The organism is Xanthomonas graminis pv. graminis (assembly GCF_030168915.1).
GTDB lineage: Bacteria > Pseudomonadota > Gammaproteobacteria > Xanthomonadales > Xanthomonadaceae > Xanthomonas_A > Xanthomonas_A translucens.
The window spans coordinates 122,674-145,384 of sequence record NZ_CP076255.1; the positions used below are offsets into that span (position 1 = coordinate 122,674).

The following is a 22,711-nucleotide window of genomic DNA, read 5'->3' on the forward strand; positions in this document are numbered from 1 at the left end:
CGCCAGGCTGACTTCGCCGCCGCCAAACGCCACCGCATTGCCTGACGCCAGCTGTACAGCGATCGCGATGGCGCTACCCACTGTCACATTTGTGCCTTCTGATGGTCGGTTTCCCCCGCAATGGATTCCCGCCATGCTGCGTCGCTCCTCCCGCTTCCCCCTGTTGGCCGGCCTCGGCCTGGCCCTGACCGCCGCGATCGCCGCGCCGGCCCTGCTGCAGGCCAAGCCGCCTGCCGCCACGGCATCCAAGCCGATGGCCGAGGCCAAGACCAGCGGCTATCTGACGCCGGCGCAGCTGCCCGACAGCCTGCTGCTGGTGCCGCCGCCGCCGGCCAAGGGCTCGCCCGGACGCGCGCTGGACGAAGCGGTGAACAAGGAAGCGCTGGCGATGCGCGGCAGCCCGCGCTTCGCCTTGGCCGCCCAGGACGCGCAACTGCATTTCCCCGGCGCGGCCAACCACTTCAGCTGCCCGCTCGGCATCCAGGTCAGCGTCGCGCACACCCCGCACCTGTACCAGTTGCTGCAGCGCGTGGCCCAGGACGCCGGCGACGCCGCGGAGAAGGCCAAGGCCTACTACCACGTCCCGCGCCCGTTCATGGACAACGGCCTGGCCAGCTGCACGCCCGCCGACGAGGCCGCATTGCGCCCGAACGGTTCCTACCCGTCCGGCCACACCTCCATCGGCTGGGCCTGGGCGCAGGTGCTCAGCGAGGCCGACCCGGCGCGGACCGATGCGCTGATGGCGCGCGGCCGCAGCTACGGCGAGAGCCGCATGGTCTGCAACGTGCACTGGCAGAGCGACGTGCTGGCCAGCCGCATCGTCGCCGCGGCCACGGTCGCCAAACTGCAGGACAACCCGCAGTTCCGCGCCGACCTGGAAGGCGCCCGCAAGGAGATCGCCGCCGCCCGCGCGCAGGGACTGACGCCGGCCAAGGATTGCGGCGTGGAAGCCAAGACCCTGCAGGTGCGGCCGGCGAGCGCGCTGTAGGGCGTGCTGGCGCGGGCGTTCCTGGGGTCCGGTCGCGGCTGAAGCCGCTCCTACAAATGCTTGTGCCGACGGCCCGCACCCCTGCCTTTGGGCAGATGCGGGCCGACCGGGACGGCGGGCTAGACTCGGCGCAGATTTCCGCCAAGGACCTGCAGCCATGACCCAGTGGTATTTCCTGACCGGCAGCGAGCAGACCCGCTCCGGCCCGTTCGACGACGACGACGCCATCGCCTTCGCCCGCAACAACCCCGCCGCCATGGCCTGGCGCCAGGGCCAGAGCGGCTGGAAGCCGGCCAACCAGATCGACGCGCTGCGCGGCGCGAGCGAGGCCGGCCTGCCGCCGGCGCTGCCGCCCCCGCCCGGCGGCCGCGGCAGCGCCGACGACATCGACTTCCGCATCGTCGGCCACGAGATGCAGTTCGTGGAGATCGAGCTGGACCCGGGCGAGAGCGCGGTCGCCGAGGCCGGCGCGCTGATGTTCAAGGACGCCGCGGTGCAGATGGACACCGTGTTCGGCGACGGCTCCAGCCAGGGCGGCGGGCTGATGGGCAAGCTGTTCTCGGCCGGCAAGCGCCTGGTCACCGGCGAGAGCCTGTTCACCACCGTGTTCACTCACCAGGGCCAGGGCAAGGCCACGGTCGCCTTCGCCGCGCCGTATCCCGGCACGGTGCTGGCGATGAAGCTGGACCAGCACGGCGGCCGCCTGATCTGCCAGAAGGACAGCTTCCTGGCCGGCGCGCGCGGCGTGTCGCTGGGCATCCACTTCCAGCGCAAGATCATGACCGGGCTGTTCGGCGGCGAGGGCTTCATCATGCAGAAGCTGGAAGGCGACGGCTGGGTGTTCGTGCATGCCGGCGGCTGCGTGGTCGAGCGCGAGCTGGCCGCCGGCGAACGCCTGGACGTGGACACCGGCTGCGTGGTCGCGTTCCACTCCACGGTGGACATGGACGTGCGCGCGGTCAGCGGCATCAAGAGCATGTTCTTCGGCGGCGAAGGCATGTTCCTGGCCACGCTGACCGGCCCGGGCAAGGTGTGGCTGCAGTCGCTGCCGTTCTCGCGCCTGGCCGGGCGCATGTTCGCCGCCGCGCCGCAGGGCGGCGGGCAGAACCGCGGCGAAGGCTCGGTGCTCGGCGGCCTGGGCCGGATGCTGGACGGCGATAACACCTTCTGAGGCAGCGCGTTAGCCCCTCTCCCCTCGGCGACCGCAGGAAGTCTGCTGGAGAGAGGGGTTGGGGTGAGGGTAAGGCGCGCAGCGCCAAGCAGAATCGGAAGCACAAGACGCCGCGACTGGCCTGGCACCCATGGCGATATGCGCAGACCGCGAGGATGGCCGCACGCGGCGGCGGCGCCGTCACCCGCCGCCGGTGACGCGCCGGGCATGACCTCCGGTCGTGGGCGGTGCAGGCCGATCCCGGTATGCTCGCGCCGGCTCCGCCCTCTCCTTCCACGACGCCGCACCCATGACCGCCTTCCGTTCCCCGCGCCTGCTCCTGTCCCTGTCCCTGTTCGGCCTGCTCGCGGCATGCGGCGGCGAGCCCAAGCCGGCGACGCCGGCCCCGGTGGTGGCGGGGCCGGCGCCGACCGCCGCTGCCAGGCCGCTGCGCATCGGCATCGCCCTGGGCGGCGGCGCGGCCAAGGGCTTCGCCCATATCGGCGTGATCAAGATGCTGCAGGCCAACGGACTGGAGCCGGTGGTGGTGTCCGGCACCAGCGCCGGCAGCGTGGTCGGCGCGCTGTACGCCAGCGGCATGGACGCGTTCCAGATGCAGCAGGCCGCGGTGGCGCTGGACGAGACCAGCATCCGCTACATGCGCCTGTTCTCCGGCGGCCTGGTGCAGGGCCAGGCGCTGCAGGACTACGTCAACGCCCAGCTCAAGAACCGCCCGATCGAAAAGCTCGCCAAGCCGTTCGCCGCGGTGTCCACGCGCCTGGAGGACGGCGAGCGCACCGTGTTCGTGCGCGGCAACGCCGGCCAGGCGGTGCGCGCGTCCAGCAGCATCCCCGGCGTGTTCGAACCGGTCACCATCGGCAAGTTCCATTATGTGGACGGCGGCGTGGTCAGCCCGGTGCCGGTGGACGCCGCGCGCCAGCTCGGCGCCGACTTCGTGGTCGCGGTGGACATTTCCAGCAAGGCCAGCGGCCAGAACCCGGCCGGCATGCTCGGCATCGTCAACCAGTCGATCGCGATCATGGGCCAGCGCCTGGGCCAGCAGGAGCTGGCGCGTGCGGACATCGTGATCCGGCCCAAGGTCAACGACATCGGCGCGGCCGATTTCACCCAGCGCAACGCCGCCATCCTGGAAGGCGAGAAGGCTGCGCTGGCGGCGATGCCGCAGATCAAGGCCAAGCTGGCGCAGCTGCAGCAACAGCGCGCGGCCACCGCTGCCAAGGCCGCGCAACCGGCGCCCGCGCCCTGCGAACCGCGTTCGCGCCTGGGCCGCCTGATCGGCCGCGACGATCCGTGCAAAAAGCAGGACTGAACGTCGCGGCACGTCCAGGACAACCGCACCGCGCATAGCCCCTCTCCCTTCGGGAAAGGGGTTGGGGTGAGGGTCCGGCGCGTAGCGACTCGCGGAGCATGAGGTGGAGGGGATGCACGCGGCGACCACGCTGATCGCCGCGCGCAAGCTCCACCGCTTCGCTCAGATCCGTATCGCCGCCGCGCCCTGGCGCTGCGCTTCCTGCTGCTGCACCTCCTGCTGCCTGGCTGCTTGCTGCGTTTGCGCGAGCGCCTGTTGCTGATCGAACTCGGCCAGCCGCTCGAACGACTGCGCGACCGGCGTGCGGACCGCCGCTTCGGTCGGCATCTGCGCGCGCAGGTGCGCCGGATCCTTCGGGTCGCCCTGCACCACGAACACCAGTTCGCCCGCCTGCACAGTGCGCCCGCGCTCGCTCAACTGCACATGGTCCACCCGCTCCAGGCCGTTGCGCGCCGCCAGATCGGTAAGGCTGGCGGCCATGCAGGCGCTGTCCGCGTCGGGGCTGCGCCCGAGCTGACGGTCCAGCGCCTGCGTGCCGGCGACGCATTGCTGATGCAGGGCGTGGCGTGGATGGTCCGGCCGGGTTGGGTCGCTGGCGCGCGCCGCCAGCAGTTCGGCATTTGCCGGCTGCGCCGGATCGGCCTCGGCCAGCGTCTGCGGGCTACGCAGGATCGGCTGGTGGCGGTACGGATCCTCGGGATGGAACTGCTGCCGCAGCTGCTGGCGTTCCAGGCGCAGCGCGCGCGTGTCGTCGAGCTCGCGCAGTTGCTGCGGATCGCGTACCGGCTGCACCACGGTTTGCTCGCCGTTGCTGACCCAGGTGTTCCAGCTGTGCGTCTGCCGGTCGTACATGTAGGAAAAATTCGGCGCACCGATCCGGTCCGGGTCGGTGATGGGCAGCGTCTGGCTGGCCTGGATACGCGCGCCAGCCATCCGCTCGACATAGGAAGCCGCATCGAGCTGCGCGTCGTCGTACTTGCGGACATCGTCCATCGTCTGCGTCGCCCGGTTCAACCCGAGCGCGGAGTTGTCGAGCATCATCGACCAGACCTTCTCCGCCTCGGCCTCGCCGCCGTGGCGGCGCGCGGCATCGAGTAGCTGGCGCGGGGTCCAGGCGTTTGGGTTGATGTTCCTTTTCTGAAAGGTGGCGTCGTGAACGTCTTCGATGTCCCTCACCGGCAGATTGAGGGCGAGTTCCGGGCGGCCGCTCCTTTGATATAACTCGCGCCGCTCGAAATCACGCCTCATCAAGTCGACGCCGAAGCTATTCCATTGGCGCTCGCTCATTTGCACGCCATCACGGCGTGCCTGGGTATCAGCAAACATGTTTGCCGTTGCGCCTGGCGCGTTGTCGTTGCGTACTACACCGAGCGCCAGCAGGCCATAGCCGTCGTTGCCCTGTTTATGGGCCAGATAATTCCAGGGCGGATTCAACTCCGATTCGCAACGCTGTTGAGGACCTCCTCGGAGAAGACTTCGAGGGGCGTTTTGAATCCGAGTATCTTGCGCGGACGATTGTAGAGTCGCTGTTCGATCCATCGCAGGTGCGCATCGGTGATGGTGCTGAAATCGATGTGTCGTGGCAAGTACTGGCGCGTCAATCCGTTGGCATTTTCGTTGCTGCCTCGCTGCCATGCGCAGTACGGATCTGCAAAATAGAAGTCGCTCTGCAAGCAGGCGGCAATGAGCCGATGATCGGCGAATTCCTTGCCGTTGTCGGCGGTGAGGGTGTGCACCGTGTGGCCTAGGCCGCCCAGGCGCTGGACGATGGCGTTGCGCACGTTCTCGGCGGTGCCGTCAGGCGAGTAAGCCAGCAGATGCAGGCGACTGCGGCGTTCGGTCATGCTGACCACCACGGCCTTTCCGTGTGAGGCCCGGAGGGTATCCAGCTCCCAGTCGCCGATGCGGCTTCGCTGCTCCACCACGCTGGGGCGCTGTGTCCAGCTGCGCCGATGTGTCAGCTGTCCGCGGCCATCGCGCACGCCCCGCCGACGGCGCTTGCGGCGGCGCTTGCGTAGATGCGTGAACAACTGGCCACCGCGCTTGTGGTCAGCGTAGATGTGCCGATAGATCCATTCGTGACTGGCCAGGCCGGTGCGACCGGCAATCTGTTCCGGGCTGAAGTCCTCGCTCAGCAGGACCTCGATCTGTGCGATGCGCTCAGCGTCGATGCGTGGACGCCGGCTGGCCTGCGTGCGCCGATGCTCGCTGATGCGCTGTGCGTGATCTGGCAGATAGTGCCGAGCGTGCTGATTGCGGCGCAGTTCGCGGCTGATCGTGCTGGGCGCGCGCTCCAACGCATCGGCGATGGCCCGCATCGACATCCCGGTTTCATATAACGCATGCAAACGGTATCGTTCGGCCTGGTCCAGGCGGCTGGATGACATGGGCAACTCCACTTGGCGGTGAAGTCGCTCAAGTCAGGTCGCCGGGCCACTTCACAACCGTTGGTGTTGCGAATCGGAGTTGAAGCCGCCCAGTAAATTTCTCGATTCCTGTCTGCCGCGTAATGCTTGAGGATTTCGATATCCTTTTCGTCAAGCCCTGCCATCTGACTTTCTCCTCATCGTAAAATGATTGCGCATCAGGAATGCGGCTTTTCGACCATGAACTTCCTCAGCTCATCGCGCGCCGTCTCCTCGACCTTCTTCCAATCGGGTAACGCGAAACGGACGTATCCGATTTCCACTAGGACTTTCAAATCCGGCACGATGAAGAAATGGTCGCATTCGGGCAGCGCTTCTTCCTTGTTACGCACCAGCTTGCCATCATGGTATTCCACCCCGGATTGCGTTACTTCCTTCGAAGTGCACTTGATGATCGTGCTGATCTGGCCTTTATCGTCCCGGGCCACATACCAATCCTTGTGGCTGGCGGCATTGAAAATGCTGGTCGATTCATCCGAATGCGATTCGCTATAGCCTTTCGCACGATAATAGGCGAAGACCTTCGGAAGATCCGCATAATACGGCGTCAGGCCGTAAGTGGTTGCGCCCCGGATGCGACTTTCCAGGCGCTCCGCTGGATTGTCTTGCTCACTTGAGCTCGGCGTATATTGGTTGCGCAGGGCCTCACGCACATCCACTCGATCCAGATAGTGGTAGCCGATATCGACCGTGCGCGTGGCCACATCCAGGCTCAGGTGAGTACGTTCGCCCGGAGCGAACGGCTGCAGCGTCGGATACTCCAGGTACAGGCCGAAACTGTCGTCGAAGTTCGGCCCCATCTGGTCGCCGAAGTAGTTGGCCGGAATCCGCAATTTGTAAGGCCCCAGGCACGCTTCCATCAGCGGCGGCGGCGTCTGGAACGGATCCTGTGGGCCGACATGGCGCTTCCTCACGCAGCCCTGGGCATTGGTGGACGTGGCAGCGGGCGAATCGGCAGCACTGGGCTTGGCGCAGCCGACCATCGGCAGGACGCTAGTCAACAGCAAGCAAAACGCCAGGCGCGAAACCGATCTCATCGTGTGCGTTCTCCGGTGATGCACGGTCGCCCATTATGAGTATTGAGTAAAGCACACGTCCCGCGACCGCGACAACGGGATGGGCGTGGATGCTGGCCCGCGTGGCTCCGTCGCCGTTTGGCCCGGCCCGCTGCCTGACCGCACGCTCAGCCGCGCGGCAGCGGCAACCCGGTGAAGTCCTTGACCGTGCGCAGCACGAAGCTGGAATTGACGTCGGCCACGCCGGCGGCATTGAGCAGCTTGTCCAGCAGGAACGCGGAGAAATGGGCCAGGTCGCGCACGTAGATGTGCAACAGGTAGTCCATGTCGCCGGTCAGCGCATGGCAGGCGACGACCTCCTCCCAGCCCTGCACGCTGTCGGCGAAATGGGCGATGCCGCTTTGCCCGTGCTTTTCCAGTTGCACGCGCACGAACGCCTGCAGGCCCAGGCCGATCGCGCCGGGCACCAGCCGCGCCGCATAGCCGGCCACCACGCCGTCGGCCTCAAGCCGCTGCACCCGGCGCAGGCAGGCCGACGGCGACAGGTTCACCTGTGCCGCCAGCTCCGCATTGCTGGCCCGGCCCTGCCGCTGCAGCAAGGCCAGCAGGCGCAGGTCGGTGCGGTCGAACACGGCCGATTCGGTCATTTATTGCCCTGTAACATGGATTGCCTGCAACAATCTTGCGCGCAAGGGCTGGAATCGCGCAACTTCGCAAGCCCATTGCGCGGCCTGGCGCCTACCATCGTCGGTATCCCCTCCGGAGCCGCCGCCCATGGACACCGCACCGCGCCGCGTCGAACACCAGCAGACCGACAAGGGCTACGTGCCGGTCTACACCACCGCCGTGGTCGCGCAGCCGTGGGAGCGCTACAGCGCCGACGACCACGCCACCTGGGGCACGCTGTACCAGCGCCAGCGCGAACTGCTGGTCGGCCGCGCCTGCGACGAATTCCTGCAGGCGCAGGATGCGATGGGGATGAGCCCGCAGGCGATCCCGCGCTTCGACCAGCTCAACGAAGTGCTGGGCGCCACCACCGGCTGGACCCTGGTCGGGGTCGAAGGCCTGCTGCCGGAACTGGATTTCTTCGATCACCTGGCCAACCGCCGCTTTCCGGTGACCTGGTGGATCCGCCGCCCCGAGCAGATCGACTACATCGCCGAGCCGGACCTGTTCCACGACCTGTTCGGCCACGTGCCGCTGCTGATGAACCCATTGTTCGCCGACTACATGCAGGCGTATGGCCGCGGCGGAGTGAAGGCGCACGGCATCGGCCCGGACGCGCTGCAGAACCTCACCCGCCTGTACTGGTACACGGTGGAATTCGGGTTGATCGCCAGCGCCGACGGCCTGCGCATCTTCGGCGCCGGCATCGTCTCTTCCAAGGGCGAATCGCTGTACGCGCTGGAATCGGCCGCGCCCAACCGCATCGGCTTCGACTTGGCGCGGCTCATGCGCACCCGCTACCGCATCGACAGCTACCAGAAAACCTACTTCGTCATCGACAGCTTCGAACAGCTGATGCAGGCGACCGCGCCGGACTTCACCCCGCTCTACGCGCACCTGAACGGCCAGGCGCACATCGCCGCCGGCGACGTGCAGGCCGGGGATCGCGTGTACCAGCGCGGCAGCGGCGAGGGCTGGAGCCGCGACGGCGACGTGTAGCCCTACCCGGGCGCGCACGGCACGCCTCGAGGCTGGGCGCCGACCAGCGCTTCGGTCGACCACGGCGCGGTCACCACGGCATTCCGGTCGCTCCCGACCCGCAGCTGCGGGCGGCCCTACGCGCCGAGAGGACCACCATCATGCTCATCTATGTCGGCCTGGACGGCGATCAAGCCGATCAACGCGGCGCCAAACTGAAGGCGCTGCAGGCGCATTTCGGCGAAACCGAATCCCACGCGCTCAGCATGCTCAGCGCCACCGCGCTGGCGCCCGGCAACAAGGCGCGCGGCAAGCGCCTTGTGGTCAACTCGCACGGCAACGTCAACGTGTTCGCCGGACTCACCCCCGCCGCGTTCCTGCAGCAATTGCTGAGCAAGGGGCTGGCCAAGGAGTCGTTCGAGGAGATCGTGCTGATGGCCTGCCAGGTGGGTGCGCAGAGCCAGACCAACTCCATTGCCGGCAATTTCGCCAAGGAGCTGAAGCCACTTCTGGTGCAGCAAGGCATCCTCGCCAAGCTGTACGCTCCGCGCGGCACGCTGACCTACGTCGTGCACCAGGAGCAAAAGCTGGGGCAGCGTTTCTATGTGGTGGACAGCATGCACATCGCCTGTCCCGAGCGGAACTATCCACTGCAGGAAGGGCTGTTGCTGGTGCAATGAGATTGCGCGACCGGCGAACGCGGCGGCGGCGCCGCCGCACTGACAGCCGCCATCCCGCAATCGATGTCGCGGCGCAGCGGCGCCGTCAGCGCCGGCTGTAGCGCCGCCCAGTCGCGCACCACCAGGGAGGCCACCGCGGCTACGCCGGCGTGGCGGAAGGGACGCGCGGTGCGGGGTGGTCGAACCGTTCGGCGCTCACCCCAACCCCTCTCCCGCGGCCTGATTAGCGCTGTGTCTCAGCTGTCGTACGCAGTTGCTGCTCTGTGAGCCTTCCCGCGCCGGCCAGGGCACTGGCCAGGCGCGGCACCATGGCGGCCAGGTTGAAGCGGCGATTGAAGCGGTAGGCATGCGCATGCAGGTAGCGCGCGCCGTATTTGGGGAAGTCCACCGCATGGTGGGTGCCGCTAAGCGCCGTTTTGAGATTGCCCAGGATCGTATTGACCCAACGCAGACGAGGCTGCTGGACGCCTTTGCGGCCGCTTCCGGTCACGATGGCATCGTGGGTCAGGCCTGCCCAGCCCACACCGGTGAACGCTGTCAGCCCATCACTGACGACATGGGTGCCCGGTGCCAGTGCCTGCTGAGCCCACGTGTGCACGACGCTTCTTCGGAAGCTGGAGACCACATCCAGGCGGAGATAGCGCGGGCGCCCTTGATGCAGGGAAACCGCTGCAATAAACGGCACTTTATTGCGCCACTGCGGTTGGCCTGGACCACCGGCGCGTTCGCCGCCCAGATAGGCATCATCGATCTGGACCTCTCCGTCGAGCCGGCGTGACTGCTCACGATCGGCCATCGCCGACATCACTTTGTGCTTGATCCGCCATGCAGTGCGATAGCACACGCCCAGTTGCCGAGCCAGTTCCAGCGCAGCAATTCCGTTCTTGGCTTGGCTCACCAGATAGATGGCCAGCCACCACACCCGCAAGGGAAGCTTGGTGTCTGCCATGGGCGTGCCGGCGGTCAAGCTGGTCTGTACCCGGCAGCGCGCGCACTGCCACAGGTGCTGGCGTCCCCGCTCAAAGCCACTGGCATGCGTGTGTCCGCACTGCGGACACACGAAGCCATTGGGCCACCTGGCCTGAACCAAGGCCTCGACACATTGCGCCTCGGAGCCGTAGCGGCTCAGAAAAGCCGGAATCGAAAGCCCCTTTTGGAACTGGATCCGATTGAGCGTCATCGCCGTATCTCACTGAAGAACCTGCATTTCTAAACCAAGGCAGCATCACCAGCTGAGACACAGCGCTAATCAGGCCGAAAAGGGGGCCATGGTCCCGGTGGGAGAAGGAACAGCCGTCGGCCACCGCCATCGCGCAACGACACCCCCACCCGCGCATCCGGCACAATGCCGCACGCATGCACGCCCCTTCCGCGCCCGATTTTCGCCTTTACCCGTCCAATGCGCTGGATACCCTGGCCGCCCTGCTCGCCGAGGAACTGCGCCGGCCGGTGCCGGAGCAGCCCTTGCTGGCGCCGGAGGTGGTGCTGATCCCGCAGGTGGCGATGCGGCGCTGGCTGCAGTCCACGCTGGCGGCCGCGCACGGCGTCGCCGCGAACCTGGAATTCCTGACGCCCGGCGAATTCGTCGCGCGCGCGCTGGACGCCAACCTCGGCCCGGCCGCCGACGATCTGGACATGGCCAGCACCCAGTGGCGGCTGTACGCGGCATTGCAGGCCGATCTCGGCAGCGATGCGGCGCTGGCGCCGTTGGCCGGCTACCTGGCCGATGGCGACGCACTCAAACCCTGGGCGCTGGCCGGCGAGCTGGGCAACGTGTTCGAGAAATACCAGGCCTGGCGCCGCGACTGGCTGCTGCGCTGGGAAGGCGGCGCCGATGCCGACGATCCGCAGGCACGCCTGTGGCGCCGGATCGCCAGCGGCCGCCAGTACCGCGCCCGCCGCATCGGCCAGTACCTGGACCGCTACGCGCGGCCCGACGGCCCGCTCCCGCAAGGCCTGCCGAAACGGCTATTCGCCTTCGCCATCCTCAACATCTCGCCCGACGTGCTGCGCGTCCTCGCCACGCAGGCGCGCGTGGGCACGCTGCACTTCTACCTGCCCACGCCGACCCAGGGCTACTGGGGCGATTTGCAGACGCTATGGCAGCGCCGCCGCGAGGACGGCGCGGTCGACCTGTTCGCCGCGCAGGTGCAGGAAAATCCGCTGCTGCAGGCCTGGGGCGCGGCCGGGCGCGACTTCATGGCGCTGGTCGGCGACTACGAAGTGGTGCATCCGCTGGCCGAGATCGCGGTCTACGCCGATCCGCTGGCCTCAGGTCAGCGCCCGCTGGCCGCCGGCGGCCTGGGCGACAGCCTGCTGCGGCGCATGCAGAGCGACCTGTTCCAGCGCCGCGCGCCAGCCGTGCCGCCGCCGTTGCCGCAGGTGGATCTGGCCGATCCCAGCCTGCAACTGCACGCCTGCCATACCCGTCTGCGCGAACTGCAGGTGCTGCACGACCAACTGCGCGCGTTGCTCGACGACCCACGTTTCGATCCGCCGCTGCAGCCGCGCGAGATCGCGGTGCTGTCGCCGGACATCGACCCCTATGTGCCGTACCTGGACGCGGTGTTCGGCGGCCACGGCCGCGACGACGCGCTGCCCTACGCGCTGGCCGACGCCAGCCCGCTGGCCAGCGAACCGCTGGCCGAAGTGTTCCTGACCCTGCTCGGCCTGCCGCTGTCGCGCTTCGGCCTGCACGAGATTCTCGACCTGCTGGCCAGCGCGCCGCTCGCCGAGGCCGCCGGGCTGGACGAAACCGGGCTGGAACGCCTGCGCGGCTGGCTGCATGCCGCCGGCGTGCGCTGGGGCCTGGATGCCGCGCATCGGCACCAGCACCAGGCGCCTACCGACGACGCCTACACCTGGCGTTTCGCGCTGGACCGGCTGCTGCTCGGCCACGCCAGCGGCGCCGAGGACGACATCGCCGGGGTGGCGCCGTGGCCGCAGCTGGAAGGCAGCGCCCTGGCCGCGCTGGATACGCTGCTGCGGCTGCTGCGCGTGCTCGACCGCCACCAGGCCATGCTGGCCGAGCCGATGGCCCCGGCCGACTGGCGCGAATGCCTGCTTGGCCTGCTCGACGCGCTGATTTCGCAAGCGCCGTCGGCGCCGCGCGCGCAACGCGCGCTGGAACGGCTGCGCACTCTGATCGACCAGTTCGCCCGCGACGCCGCGCGCGCCGACTACGCCGGCAAGGTGCCGGCCGATGTGGTGCGCGCGCATTTCGCCGCGGTGCTGGGCGAATCGGACACGCGCGCGCCGCTGCTCACCGGCGGCATCAGCTTCGGGCGCATGGTGCCGATGCGGCTGCTGCCGTTCCGCGTGATCTGCCTGCTCGGCATGAACGACGGCGACTTCCCGCGCCGCGATCCGGCCGCCGGCCTCAACCGCCTCACCGCCGAACTGGGCAGCGAGCGCCGCCGCCACGGCGACCGTTCCACCCGCGAGGACGACCGCTTCCTGTTCCTGCAGCTGTTCGCCTCGGCGCAGGACGTGTTCTACCTCAGCTATCTCGGCGCCGATGCGCGCGACGGCAGCGTGCGCGAGCCTTCGGTGCTGGTCAGCGAACTGCTGGCGAGCGCGGCCCAGTACCACGCCGATCCCAAGGCCATCGACATGCTGGTTGTGCGCCACCCGCTGCAACCGTTCGCCGCCGCCGCGTTCGGCGCGCTTGGCGAAGACGGCGCCGATCCGCGCCGCTTCAGCTATCGCCGGCAATGGCGGCCGGCGGTGGACAGCCTGGCCGGGCAGCGCCAGTCGCTGGCGCCGTGGGTGGCCGCGGCGTTGCCGGCCGACGCCGCGGCGCTGCAAACCAGCGTCTCGATCGACGACCTGCGGCGCCTGTTCGCCGACCCGGCCGGGCAGTTCCTGCGCCATCGCTTGGGCATGCGCCTGCCCGACCCGGCCGGCGAGGACAGCGACCTGGAGCCATTGCTGGCGCCGGGCAGCGGCCTGGACCAGTACGGCTTGCAGCAACAGGTGCTGGAGGCCGTGCTGAGCGACAACACCGATGGCCTGTACGCACGCCTGCGCGCCCGCGCGCTGCTGCCGTCCGGGCCGTTGGGCCGGCGCCTGCTCGACGAGCGCCTGCGCCAGCTGCGCCCGTATGCGCAGGCGTTCGCGCAGTGGCGCGGCGACGCGCCGGCGCAGTCGCAGTCGCAACGGTTGCAGGTGCGGATCGACGGCATCGAGCTGCATGGCCGCCTGCCCGGCTGGTACGCGAACGGCGTGGGGCGGGTGCAGGTCGGCGCGCTCGGCGGCCGCGCGGCGATCCGCCACGGCCTGGAATGGCTGCTGCTGCGCGCCGCCGGCGAACGCGCGGACTACGTGCGCTTCTTCGAAGACGACGACAGCCTAGGCCCGCATCCGATGCAGGGTGACGCGGCCGAACCGCTGCCGCAGGCACAGGCACAGGCCGCGCTGGCCGACCTGCTGCGGCTGTATCGGCACGGCCTGCAGGCGCCGCTGGCGTTCGCCCCGTACAGCGGCTGGACATACCACCAGGCCGCGCGCAACGACGACCTCGACAAGGCGATCAAGGACGCTGCCGCGCAATGGCAGGCCAGCTTCGGCTGGAGCGAAGCGGACACGCCGGAACTGCGCCTGGTGCACCGCGGCCGCGACCCGTTCGCCGATGCGCAGCGCTTCGCCGAGTTCGCCACCACCAGCCACACGCTGTACTCCCTGCTCGAACGCGGCAGCGCCGATGGCGCGCTCGATCCGGCGCGGCTGGCCGAGAGCTGGCGGCAGTGGCGCGGCGCGCAGGAGGACGCCGAATGAGCGCCGCCTTCGCCGACGACCCGTACCTGAGCCTGCCGCTGCACGGCGTGCGCCTGATCCAGGCCAGCGCCGGCACCGGCAAGACCTTCACCCTGGCCACGCTGTTCACCCGGCTGGTGGTCGAGCGCGGCCTGCGCATCGGCCAGATCCTGGCGGTCACCTTCACCGAAGCCGCCACCCAGGAACTGCGCCGGCGCATCCGCGAGCGCCTGGCGCTCGCGGCGACGTTGGTGCCTACGGCGGCTCCTGTAGGAGCGGCTTCAGCCGCGACAGAAATCCCAGGCGACCTGGTGCCGACCGAGATCACCGACGACCTGTCGCGGCTGAAGCCGCTCCTACAAGAAGCGCCCGACGCCGTTCTCACCCGCGCCATCCTCATCGCGCACCTGGCCGCCAGCGACGAAACCCCCGCCGCCCTGCGCCGCCGCCTGCAGCAGGCGGTGGAGGACATCGACCTCGCCGCCATCTTCACCATCCACGGCTTCTGCGCGCGGGTACTGCGCGAGCATGCGCTGGAGAGCGGCCAGATCTTCGCCGCGCCCAAGCTGCTGGCCAACGACCGCGAACTGTTGGGCGAAGTCGCCGCCGACCTGTGGCGCCTGCGCGCCGCCGACGCGACGAACGCCGAGGATCTGGTCGCACTGTGGCCGGGTGGACCCGACGCGCTGGCCAGCGACCTGCGCCAACTGGTGCGGCATCCGCAACTGCTGCCGGCGGCACCGGCACTGGCCGACGATGTCGCCGCAGCCATGCAGCAGGTGCAGGCTGCGGCCGCCGCGCTCGCCACCGAGTTCCACACGCACGGCACCGCGTTCTTCGAAGCGATCGCCGCCGCCATCGAAGACGGCGTGCTGAGCAAGGTCAGCTACAAGCCGGAATGGCTGGCATCGCTGTGGCATTGGTGCGAAGGCTTCGCCGCCGCGCCTGCGGCCGGCCTCCCGCCGCACGCCAAGCTGATCAAGCTCACCGCTACGGAACTGACGTCCGGTACCAACAAGAAATTCGTCGGGCGCACGCCGACCTCGCCGATGAGTCACGAGATCGATGGCTATCTGGCCGCGCTTGCGCAGTTGGAGCAGGCGCGCGCCGGGCGCCGCATTCGCCTGCTGCACGCGCTGCGCGGCGACGCGGTCGCGCGGCTTGCCTTGCTCAAGCGCCAGCGCCGCGTGCAGACCTACGACGACCTGGTCGATGGCGTCGCGCACGCATTGCAGCCCGACAGCCCGCAGGCCGAAGCGCTGGCGCGGCGGCTGCGCGCGCAATACGCCATCGCGCTGGTGGACGAATTCCAGGACACCGACGACCGCCAGTGGTCGATCTTCTCCAACGTGTTCGGCGAAGCCGCGCTGGCGCGCGAGGCGGGGCTGGAACCGGCGCTGTTCGTGATCGGCGATCCCAAGCAGGCGATCTACGGCTTCCGCGGCGGCGACGTGCAGACCTATCTGGCCGCGGCCGCCACCGCCGAGCTTGCGCCGCCGCTAAGCCACAACTTCCGCTCGCGCCCGTCGCTGCTGGCGGCGATCGACGCGCTGTACGCACAGGCCGGCTACGCGCAGGCGTTCCTGACCGAGGGCATCGCCTTCCATCCGGTGCAGCCGGGCAGCAAGCGCCACGACGCCGAGCTGCAGCGCGACGGCGCCACCGCCCCGGCGCTGACCGTGTGGTGCGCGCCGGAGCCGCCGCCGCCGGCCGCGTCTGCGGCCAAAAACACATCCGCAGGCAAGCCCAAACCGTGGAGCGCCGGCCGCGCCCGTGCGCTGTGCACCGCCGCCTGCGTCGCCGCGATCCGCGACTGGCTGGCCGGCGGCCGCGCCGGCACCGCGACGCTTGGCGGCCGCGCGGTGCAGGCCGGCGATATCGCGGTGCTGGTGCGCAGCCATGGCGAGGCCACCCGCATCCAGCAGGCGCTGGGTGCGGTCGGCATTCCCGCGGTGGCGGCCGGCCGGCAGAGCCTGTTCGCCACCGACGAAGCGCTGGAACTGCTGACCCTGTTGCAGGCGCTGCTCGACCCGGGCGACGACAGCCGCCTGCGCGCGGCGCTGGCGACGGTGCTGATCGGCGAGGACGCCGCCGCGATCGCCGCGCTCGAACACAACGGCGATCGGCACCGCAGCTGGCAGCAACAGGCGCTGGACTGGCGCGAGCGCTGGCAGCGCGGCGGCCCGCTGGCGCTGATCGGCGACCTCGGCGCCGCGCATGCGCAGCGCCTGCTGGCGCTGGCCGACGGCGAGCGCCGCCTGACCAACTACCTGCAGCTGGCCGAAACCCTGCAGGGAGCCGACACCCGCGCGCTCGGCCCGCACGGCCTGGTCGATTGGCTGTCGCGGCGCATCGCCAATGCCGACGACAACGACGAAACCCAGCAGCTGCGCCTGGAATCGGACGCGCGCCGGGTGCAGATCGTGACCCTGCACAAGAGCAAGGGCCTGGAGTATCCGCTGGTGTTCCTGCCCTACGTCGGCATCGGCCGCAGCGATCGTGGCGCTGGCCGCCACTGCGTCGTGCACGCGCCGCCGCTCGGCCGCCAGCTGCACTGGAACACGTCGAAATGGAGCGGCGGCAACGACGACCCGGCCTGGAGCGCGGCCGAGGCGGCGTGGAAACAGGAACAGCGCGCCGAGGACGCGCGCCTGCTCTATGTCGGCCTGACCCGCGCCGAGCACGCGCTGTGGATCGCCACCGGCCCGTTCCACCAGCACGAGCGCACCGCACTGGCGGCCATGGTCGGCGACCTGGACGCGCTGCAGGCCGCCGCGGGCGAGGGTGCGATCGCCATCGACACCACGCCGCCGCCGGTCACCTTGCCGCGCCTGCCGCTGGCCGACGCCATCCAGGTGCCGCCGGCGCGCGTGCCGCAGCGGCATGTCGTGCCGGAGTGGTGGGTGTACAGCTTCACCCAGCTGGCCAATGCCGATGCCGGCGCCGCCGACCCGATGGCCAGCGCCACCGTGGTCGGCAGCGGCGGCAGCGACGAGCCGTCCGCCAGCGAGGCGGTGGCGACGACGCTGGACGTGGAAGCGTTCGACCGGCGCTTCACCGGCAACCGTTTCGGCGTGGCCATGCACGACGTGTTCGAACGTTGCGACTTCGCCGCCTGGCGCGATTGGGTGCCCGGCCAACCGGCACCCGACGGGCAGACCGCGGCGATCGTCGAAGCCCTGCAACGCGGCGGCTACGCCCAGGACGAACTGGACGACGGCGCCGCCATGCTCACCGCCCTGGTCGGCCACACCCTCAGCGTCGCCCTGCCCGAAGGTACTCGCCTGGCCGCGGTACCCGCACCGCAGCGGCGCAACGAAATGGAATTCCACTTCGCCATGCGGCCTACCCGCGTCGATGCGCTGCTGGCGCTGCTGCACCGCTTCGGCGTGGTCGGCGAGCGCCAGGCCTTCGGCGCGCGCCAGCGCCTGGAAGGGCTGATGACCGGCCTGATCGACCTCACCTACCAGCACGACGGGCGCTGGTACGTGCTCGACTACAAATCCAACCGCCTGCCCAGCTACGACGCCGACGCGTTGGCGCGGGCCATGGCGCACAGCGAATACGCCCTGCAGGCGCTGATCTACACCGTCGCGCTGCACCGCTGGCTGCGTTTCCGCCTGGGCGAAACGTATGCCTACGCCCGCGACTTCGGCGGCGTGCGCTACCTGTTCTGCCGCGGCCTCGACGCCACCCGCGAACCCTCGCCGGGCGTCCACGCCTGGCGCTTCGACCCCGACCTGGTCGAGTCCGTCGACGCCCTGTTCGCCGGCGCCGCTTTGGAGCCCCTCTCCGCCCGGCGACCGCAGGAAGTCCCCATGGGAGAGAGGGCTTGGGGTGAGGGTGCCTCAGCCCACGGAGCCCCCACCCCGTGAATCAACCCAACCTGCTAGCCGCCTTGCACCGCAGCGGCACCCTGCGCACGCTCGACCACGCCTTCGCCCAGACCCTGAGCCGCCTGGACCCAAACACCCCCGACCTGGTGTTGTCCGCCGCCGCCCTGGCCTCGCTCGCCGTCGCCAGCGGCCACGCCGGCCTGGACCCGGCCCGCGCCAACGTCCTGCTCGATCCGCGCGACGGCCCGCCGCCGCACCTCCCGGATCCCGCCGACTGGCAACGCGCCCTGGCCGCCTCGCGCTGGATCGCCCAGCCCGCGCCGGAGAAACCGGCGGCCGCCGACCGCCCGCTGGTGCTGGAACACGGCCTGCTCTACCTGCGCCGCTACCGCGAATACGAACGCCGCCTGGCGCAAGGCCTGCGCCGCCTCGCCGCGCAACCGCTGCCGCCCTTCGACGTCACTACCCTGGCACCGCTGTTCGCGAAGTTGTTCCCGAACGCAGCCGCCTCCCCTCTCCCCCCGGCGACCGAAGGAAGTCCCCGTGAGAGAGAGGGTGCCCGAAGCGCGGGTGAGGGGACGGGCATCACCGACCACCCCACCGACCACCAAGCCCAAGCCGCCGCACTCGCCCTGCGCCGCGCCCTGCTGCTGGTCACCGGCGGTCCCGGCACCGGCAAGACCACCACCATCGCGCGCCTGCTGCTGCTGCGCATCGCCCAGGCGCAGGCCACGGGCGGCGCCGCCCCGCGCATCGCCCTGGCCGCTCCCACCGGCCGCGCCGCCGAACGCATGGCCGAGAGCCTGCGCGCGGCGGTGACACGCGCGCTCGACCACGGCATCGACCCGGCCCTGGCCGCCGCATTACCCGCCGGCGCCAGCACCCTGCACCGCCTGCTCGGCGTCATCCCCGACCTGCCGCGTTTCCGCTTTGATGCCGACAACTCGCTGCCGTTCGACCTGATCGTGGTCGATGAAGCCTCGATGGTCGACCTGCCGCTGATGTGCAAACTGGTCGAAGCCGTCGCCGACGGCACCCAACTGATCCTGCTCGGCGACGCCGACCAGCTGCCCTCGGTCGAAGCCGGCGACGTGCTCGCCGCGATCCTGCAGGCCGCTGGTCCCGGCGACGCCCTGCAGCCGGACGACGCGCAAGCGCTGCAGCCGCTGCTCGGCCACACCCGCAGCGACACGCACCGCGGCGGACTCGCCGGCCACCGCGTGCACCTGCTGCGCGGCTACCGCCAGGCGCACGGCTTCGCCCTGGCCCCGCTGGCCGACGCCGTACGCACCGGCGACGCCGACACCGCCCTGGCCCTGTTGCGCAGCGGCGAACTGGCCGGCGTGCACTTCCACGAAGACAGCGAGGACCCGCTCGCCACCCGCCGCGACGCGCTGCTCGCGCACTGGCGCGCCCTGGCCGACGCCGAAGATCCCGCGGCGGCCCTGCGCGACGCCGCCCGCCTGCGCCTGCTCACCGCCGTGCGCGCCGGCGCGCAAGGCGCGCGCGGCCTCAACGCCCGCATCGAACACCTGCTGGCCGACAGCGGTTCCGGCGCACGCCGCCTCGGCGCCGCCTCTCCCTGGTTCCACGGCCGCCTGCTGCTGATCACCGAAAACAGCTACCGCCACGGCCTGTTCAATGGCGACGTCGGCATTTGTTTGAGGGATGCGCAAGGCGCCCTGGTGGCCTGGTTCGAAGGCGAGGGCGACGGCCAGGTCCGCGGCTTCCACCCCGCCGCGCTGCCCGCGCACGAAAGCGCCTTCGCCATGACCGTGCACAAGGCGCAAGGCAGCGAGTTCGACGAAGTCTGGCTGCAACTGCCCACCCGCGACGCGCGCGTGCTCAGCCGCGAACTGGTCTACACCGGCATCACCCGCGCGCGGCGCACGTTGCATCTGGCCGCCAGCGACGCCGTGTTGCGTGGCGCGCTGGCAAGGCATGCTGCGCGGATCTCGGGGTTGGCGTGGCGGTTGGGGGCAGAGCAGGAAGCCACACCGGCCACGGAAGCATCAGAAACATCCACTGGCGCGCCTGTGCAGGGTGCGTTGTTCTGAAGGAGGCGAACCGGAGCGATGGGCGATCCACCTACGTCAGGACGGCAGGTTTGCCTATCGTCATCCCCCGAAGGAGCCGGATAGCATCGTGGTCGAACAAAGTCAGGTTGCGCGACATCGCCGGAACGGGAGCATCGGTGGCGAAAAATTGCCTTGCCGCCTTGCGGGGACAGTGACAAGATGGAATGTACAGAATTCTGTAATCCAGATTCCAGGAGTCGACCATGGGCTTTTCCGCCAGCGATGTGGTGCCCTTCACCCTTGCACGCGCCAACCTCTCCGAGTTGGCCGACCAGGCGAAGGCCGGCGCCGAGAAGATCATCACCAAGAACGGCGAGAGCTACGTTGCGCTAATCGACGCCGACCGGCTGGACTACTATCACCGGCTGGAGCGCGAGCGCATCCATCTGCTGTTGATCGATGATGCCAAGCGCGGCCTGGCCGACATCGCCGCCGGTCGCACGGTCGAAGCGGACGTGGCCATCGGCCAGCTGCAGCAGCGACGCGCGGCAACCAGTGCATCCAACGCGGCAAGCGCTGGCAAGCGCGCGGCCAAGAAGCGTAGTTGACCGTTGTACCGGGTCGAACTGACCGCGAGCTTCCTCTCGTGCCTGGACGCCATCGAAGCGTTCTTGCTGGAAGCCGAGGCCGGTGCCGCCTTCGACGACCTACTCGCCGAGTTGCGCGCCACGGTCATCCCGAACCTGCGCCGTTTCCCACGCATAGGCCGGCGCCATCTGGACAACCCACCGCAGTCGGCCGAGGCATTGGCGCAGTTGGCCGCGTTGCCGGTGGGCGCGCCCGATGCATTGCGCAATTACCTGCATGGCGACTACCTGATGCTCTACACGGTGGTGGAAGCGTCCGCCTCCACCACCGCCACCGCCACGGTGTATTTGCTCTCCATCCGGCACCACCGGCAGCTGTCGTTCGACTTCGCAAGGCTGTGGCCCGGAGGATGATGGCGGCCGGCGGGAACGTGCACCCTACCGCCCGTGCTCGTTCATCCTCGGCCGCGGGGGGATCGCAGGCGGAGTCATTGCCTGCGTCCCTGTTCACTCGCGCTCACTTGGCCGGAACGCGCTGGTACTCGTCGCTGCCGGTGCGCAGGTGGCCATTAGCCTGATCGATGGCGAAGTTCACCGTTTCGCCGTCGTTGGAGACCTGCAGCACGTCGTCCTTGTAGATGGCCGGGTAGCTCTCGGTCTTGGGCTTGCGGCTGAAGAACCGCGGCGTGGTGTTGCGCACCATGAAGGACTCGCCGTTGTGCTCGATGTCCATCACGTCGTCCTGCGAGTGCACGTTGACCCAGTGGCCGACGAACTTCTCGCCCTCCACCTTGGCGCAGCCGGTCATCAGCATCGCCGCGGCCAGCGCGGCACCCATCCACTTCGTCATGTCCAGCTCTCCGGTGTTGAAATCGGCGCAAGGATGATGAGTTTCGGATGTATGGGAGGTCAACATTACAGGCGTAAAAGGCGCCAATCGTGCCGAAAGCGCAAGTGCGCCAAGCGGGCAGCGGTGCTTTCAACGCGACGGTGGGACGTCCCGCGGGCGAACGCGCCCAGCGCGTGACGTTCTCGCTCGACCCAGCAACCAAGAGCCGTCGATGACGCGGGCGCCGTCGTTGCCCGCAGCGCAGGCGTGCAGCTCCTACGCCGGCACGCTACGGCAACGCAGCCCGGAGACGGGCGGCCAGCGCAACGCGCTGCTGGGTGGCATAGCGCACTTTCTGCCCCCCATACAGACCGTCGTTCGCGTAGCGCGGGAACACGTGCAGATGGTAGTGCCACACATCCTGATTGCCGGCCGGCCCGTTGTGTTGGCGCGTGGAGATGCCTTCGCAGCCGAAGGCCGCCAGCATCGCGTGCGCCAGGCGCCGCGTGGCGCAGAAGACCTCGCGGCCCAGCTCGTCGGGCATGTCCAGCACGTTCTCGTAGTGGCCACGCGGGATCACCAGGCAGTTGCCGTGGATGCCGGCGTAGTGGTGCGTCGGTACCAAGGCGAACACGTTGGCATCCACCAGCACAACGGCCGATTCCGGCGCAGGCGAGGGCAGCGTGGCGGCGATACCGCAGAACGGACAGTCGTACCCGGGGGGAGCGTGCTGCATGAGGCGCAATGGCGAAGAGAACCCACTGTGGGGCGGGAACGGATTCTGTGGCGGGCTTTGGCGACGCGTCAATCGGACAACCGGCTGATGGGCAGGTGCCGATATCTATAGCGCCCGCGCAGTGGATGTTGGCCGGGGAGAGTGCATGCTGTGGCGATAGTGTGATCTGGCAGTTTGTCTACCTACGCGGATGCCAAGGACGGAAAAATGCGACCAGCGCGATGGAGAACACAGCTCAATGGACGGCACTGAAGGCCAGGAAACGATGGCAACGAATAGACCAAGGCCAGGTGAATTTTCATCCTTGAGCCGGGCGCGCGCAGAAGAAAGTGCTGGGTTCTGCGCACCTCTTCCTTATGCCATACCAAGGCATGCGGCACCACGCGATCGAGCAGCAGACCCTGGCGCATAGCCAGCCGCTGAAGATGCTGGCGGACTTCGGGAGGTTCGACATGGATTCGTCGTCCAACCTTATCAATATGCCCAACAACAGGACGTTGGCTCACAGCCTGTGAGTTTCGCCCCATAGCGGTGGCCTTATCAGGGACTGCTGCAGCGGGTTGAAAGGCGTTCTCGACAATCTATACATTGACCACTAAAGATATGCGGGACGCGTTAGCAGGCGACCCGGAGTCATTGGATCGCATCGTGGTCAAAGTCCAGCGGCTGGGCGACACCAAGGCCGCTCGTACCGGTTTGGCTTGAAATCTTCCAGA

General features: G+C 69.0%; 18 protein-coding genes. 11 read left to right on the forward strand and 7 right to left on the reverse strand.

Annotated elements, in window-relative coordinates; translation table 11 throughout:
• Positions 1-133: 133 nt before the first annotated feature.
• The 3 genes from KHF85_RS00500 to KHF85_RS00510 all read left to right on the forward strand — a co-directional run bounded on the left by KHF85_RS00500 (position 134) and on the right by KHF85_RS00510 (position 3,468).
• Positions 134-988 carry an acid phosphatase gene (locus tag KHF85_RS00500; RefSeq protein ID WP_284568101.1) on the forward strand — a complete coding sequence of 285 codons (855 nt, stop codon included), beginning with the start codon at positions 134-136 and terminating at the stop codon, positions 986-988.
• A gap of 157 nt (positions 989-1,145) precedes the next feature.
• The gene (locus tag KHF85_RS00505; RefSeq protein ID WP_284568102.1) at positions 1,146-2,159 is read left to right on the forward strand and encodes a TIGR00266 family protein; all 1,014 of its coding nucleotides are present in this window, start codon (positions 1,146-1,148) and stop codon (positions 2,157-2,159) included.
• A 289-nt stretch (positions 2,160-2,448) separates the two neighbouring features.
• Positions 2,449-3,468, forward strand: coding sequence for a patatin-like phospholipase family protein (locus KHF85_RS00510; protein ID WP_284568103.1), 1,020 nt, complete (start codon positions 2,449-2,451; stop codon positions 3,466-3,468).
• Positions 3,469-3,630: 162 nt separating this feature from the next.
• On the opposite strand, the gene KHF85_RS00515 is transcribed toward KHF85_RS00510, so the two are convergent.
• The 4 genes from KHF85_RS00515 to KHF85_RS00530 all read right to left on the reverse strand — a co-directional run bounded on the left by KHF85_RS00515 (position 3,631) and on the right by KHF85_RS00530 (position 7,557).
• Positions 3,631-4,902 carry an XVIPCD domain-containing protein gene (locus tag KHF85_RS00515; protein WP_284568104.1) on the reverse strand — a complete coding sequence of 424 codons (1,272 nt, stop codon included), beginning with the start codon at positions 4,900-4,902 and terminating at the stop codon, positions 3,631-3,633.
• On the reverse strand, positions 4,899-5,855 hold the full coding sequence (locus KHF85_RS00520; RefSeq protein WP_009597007.1) for an IS30 family transposase: 957 nt from the start codon (positions 5,853-5,855) through the stop codon (positions 4,899-4,901). Before KHF85_RS00520 ends, KHF85_RS00515 begins: the two co-directional genes overlap by 4 nt.
• Before the next feature lie 197 nt (positions 5,856-6,052).
• Positions 6,053-6,931, reverse strand: coding sequence for a hypothetical protein (locus tag KHF85_RS00525; protein ID WP_284568105.1), 879 nt, complete (start codon positions 6,929-6,931; stop codon positions 6,053-6,055).
• Positions 6,932-7,077: 146 nt separating this feature from the next.
• Positions 7,078-7,557 (reverse strand): Lrp/AsnC family transcriptional regulator, encoded by a 480-nt coding sequence (locus KHF85_RS00530; protein ID WP_284568106.1) that lies wholly within the window; start codon positions 7,555-7,557, stop codon positions 7,078-7,080.
• Positions 7,558-7,684: 127 nt separating this feature from the next.
• On the opposite strand from KHF85_RS00530, the gene phhA reads away from it, so the two are divergent.
• Positions 7,685-8,575 carry a phenylalanine 4-monooxygenase gene (phhA, locus tag KHF85_RS00535; protein ID WP_284568107.1) on the forward strand — a complete coding sequence of 297 codons (891 nt, stop codon included), beginning with the start codon at positions 7,685-7,687 and terminating at the stop codon, positions 8,573-8,575.
• 140 nt (positions 8,576-8,715) lie between these two features.
• Positions 8,716-9,234 carry a hypothetical protein gene (locus tag KHF85_RS00540; protein ID WP_284568108.1) on the forward strand — a complete coding sequence of 173 codons (519 nt, stop codon included), beginning with the start codon at positions 8,716-8,718 and terminating at the stop codon, positions 9,232-9,234.
• A 223-nt stretch (positions 9,235-9,457) separates the two neighbouring features.
• Here KHF85_RS00540 and KHF85_RS00545 read toward each other — a convergent pair whose 3' ends face one another.
• Positions 9,458-10,414, reverse strand: a complete 957-nt coding sequence (locus tag KHF85_RS00545; RefSeq protein ID WP_284566649.1) for an IS1595 family transposase — start codon at positions 10,412-10,414, stop codon at positions 9,458-9,460.
• Positions 10,415-10,590: 176 nt separating this feature from the next.
• On the opposite strand from KHF85_RS00545, the gene recC reads away from it, so the two are divergent.
• From recC to KHF85_RS00570, 5 genes are all read left to right on the forward strand, one after another.
• Positions 10,591-14,010 carry an exodeoxyribonuclease V subunit gamma gene (gene recC, locus KHF85_RS00550; protein WP_284568109.1) on the forward strand — a complete coding sequence of 1,140 codons (3,420 nt, stop codon included), beginning with the start codon at positions 10,591-10,593 and terminating at the stop codon, positions 14,008-14,010.
• On the forward strand, positions 14,007-17,864 hold the full coding sequence (gene recB / locus KHF85_RS00555) for an exodeoxyribonuclease V subunit beta (protein WP_284568110.1): 3,858 nt from the start codon (positions 14,007-14,009) through the stop codon (positions 17,862-17,864). Before recC ends, recB begins: the two co-directional genes overlap by 4 nt.
• Positions 17,861-19,882: an exodeoxyribonuclease V subunit alpha gene (gene recD / locus KHF85_RS00560; protein ID WP_284568111.1), complete on the forward strand. Its 2,022-nt coding sequence runs from the start codon at positions 17,861-17,863 to the stop codon at positions 19,880-19,882. The genes recB and recD overlap by 4 nt, the downstream gene beginning before the upstream one ends.
• A 224-nt stretch (positions 19,883-20,106) precedes the next feature.
• Positions 20,107-20,451 (forward strand): type II toxin-antitoxin system Phd/YefM family antitoxin, encoded by a 345-nt coding sequence (locus tag KHF85_RS00565; protein ID WP_284568112.1) that lies wholly within the window; start codon positions 20,107-20,109, stop codon positions 20,449-20,451.
• Between the two features lie 3 nt (positions 20,452-20,454).
• The gene (locus KHF85_RS00570; RefSeq protein WP_284568113.1) at positions 20,455-20,844 is read left to right on the forward strand and encodes a type II toxin-antitoxin system RelE/ParE family toxin; all 390 of its coding nucleotides are present in this window, start codon (positions 20,455-20,457) and stop codon (positions 20,842-20,844) included.
• A gap of 103 nt (positions 20,845-20,947) precedes the next feature.
• On the opposite strand, the gene KHF85_RS00575 is transcribed toward KHF85_RS00570, so the two are convergent.
• A complete protein-coding gene (locus tag KHF85_RS00575) occupies positions 20,948-21,280 on the reverse strand; it encodes a hypothetical protein (RefSeq protein ID WP_284568114.1) in 333 nt (110 codons plus the stop codon).
• 268 nt (positions 21,281-21,548) lie between these two features.
• Positions 21,549-21,995, reverse strand: coding sequence for an HIT family protein (locus KHF85_RS00580; protein WP_284568115.1), 447 nt, complete (start codon positions 21,993-21,995; stop codon positions 21,549-21,551).
• A gap of 356 nt (positions 21,996-22,351) precedes the next feature.
• Here KHF85_RS00580 and KHF85_RS00585 point away from each other — a divergent pair, with 356 nt between their 5' ends.
• Positions 22,352-22,510, forward strand: a complete 159-nt coding sequence (locus KHF85_RS00585; protein ID WP_284568116.1) for a hypothetical protein — start codon at positions 22,352-22,354, stop codon at positions 22,508-22,510.
• Positions 22,511-22,711 lie beyond the last annotated feature (201 nt).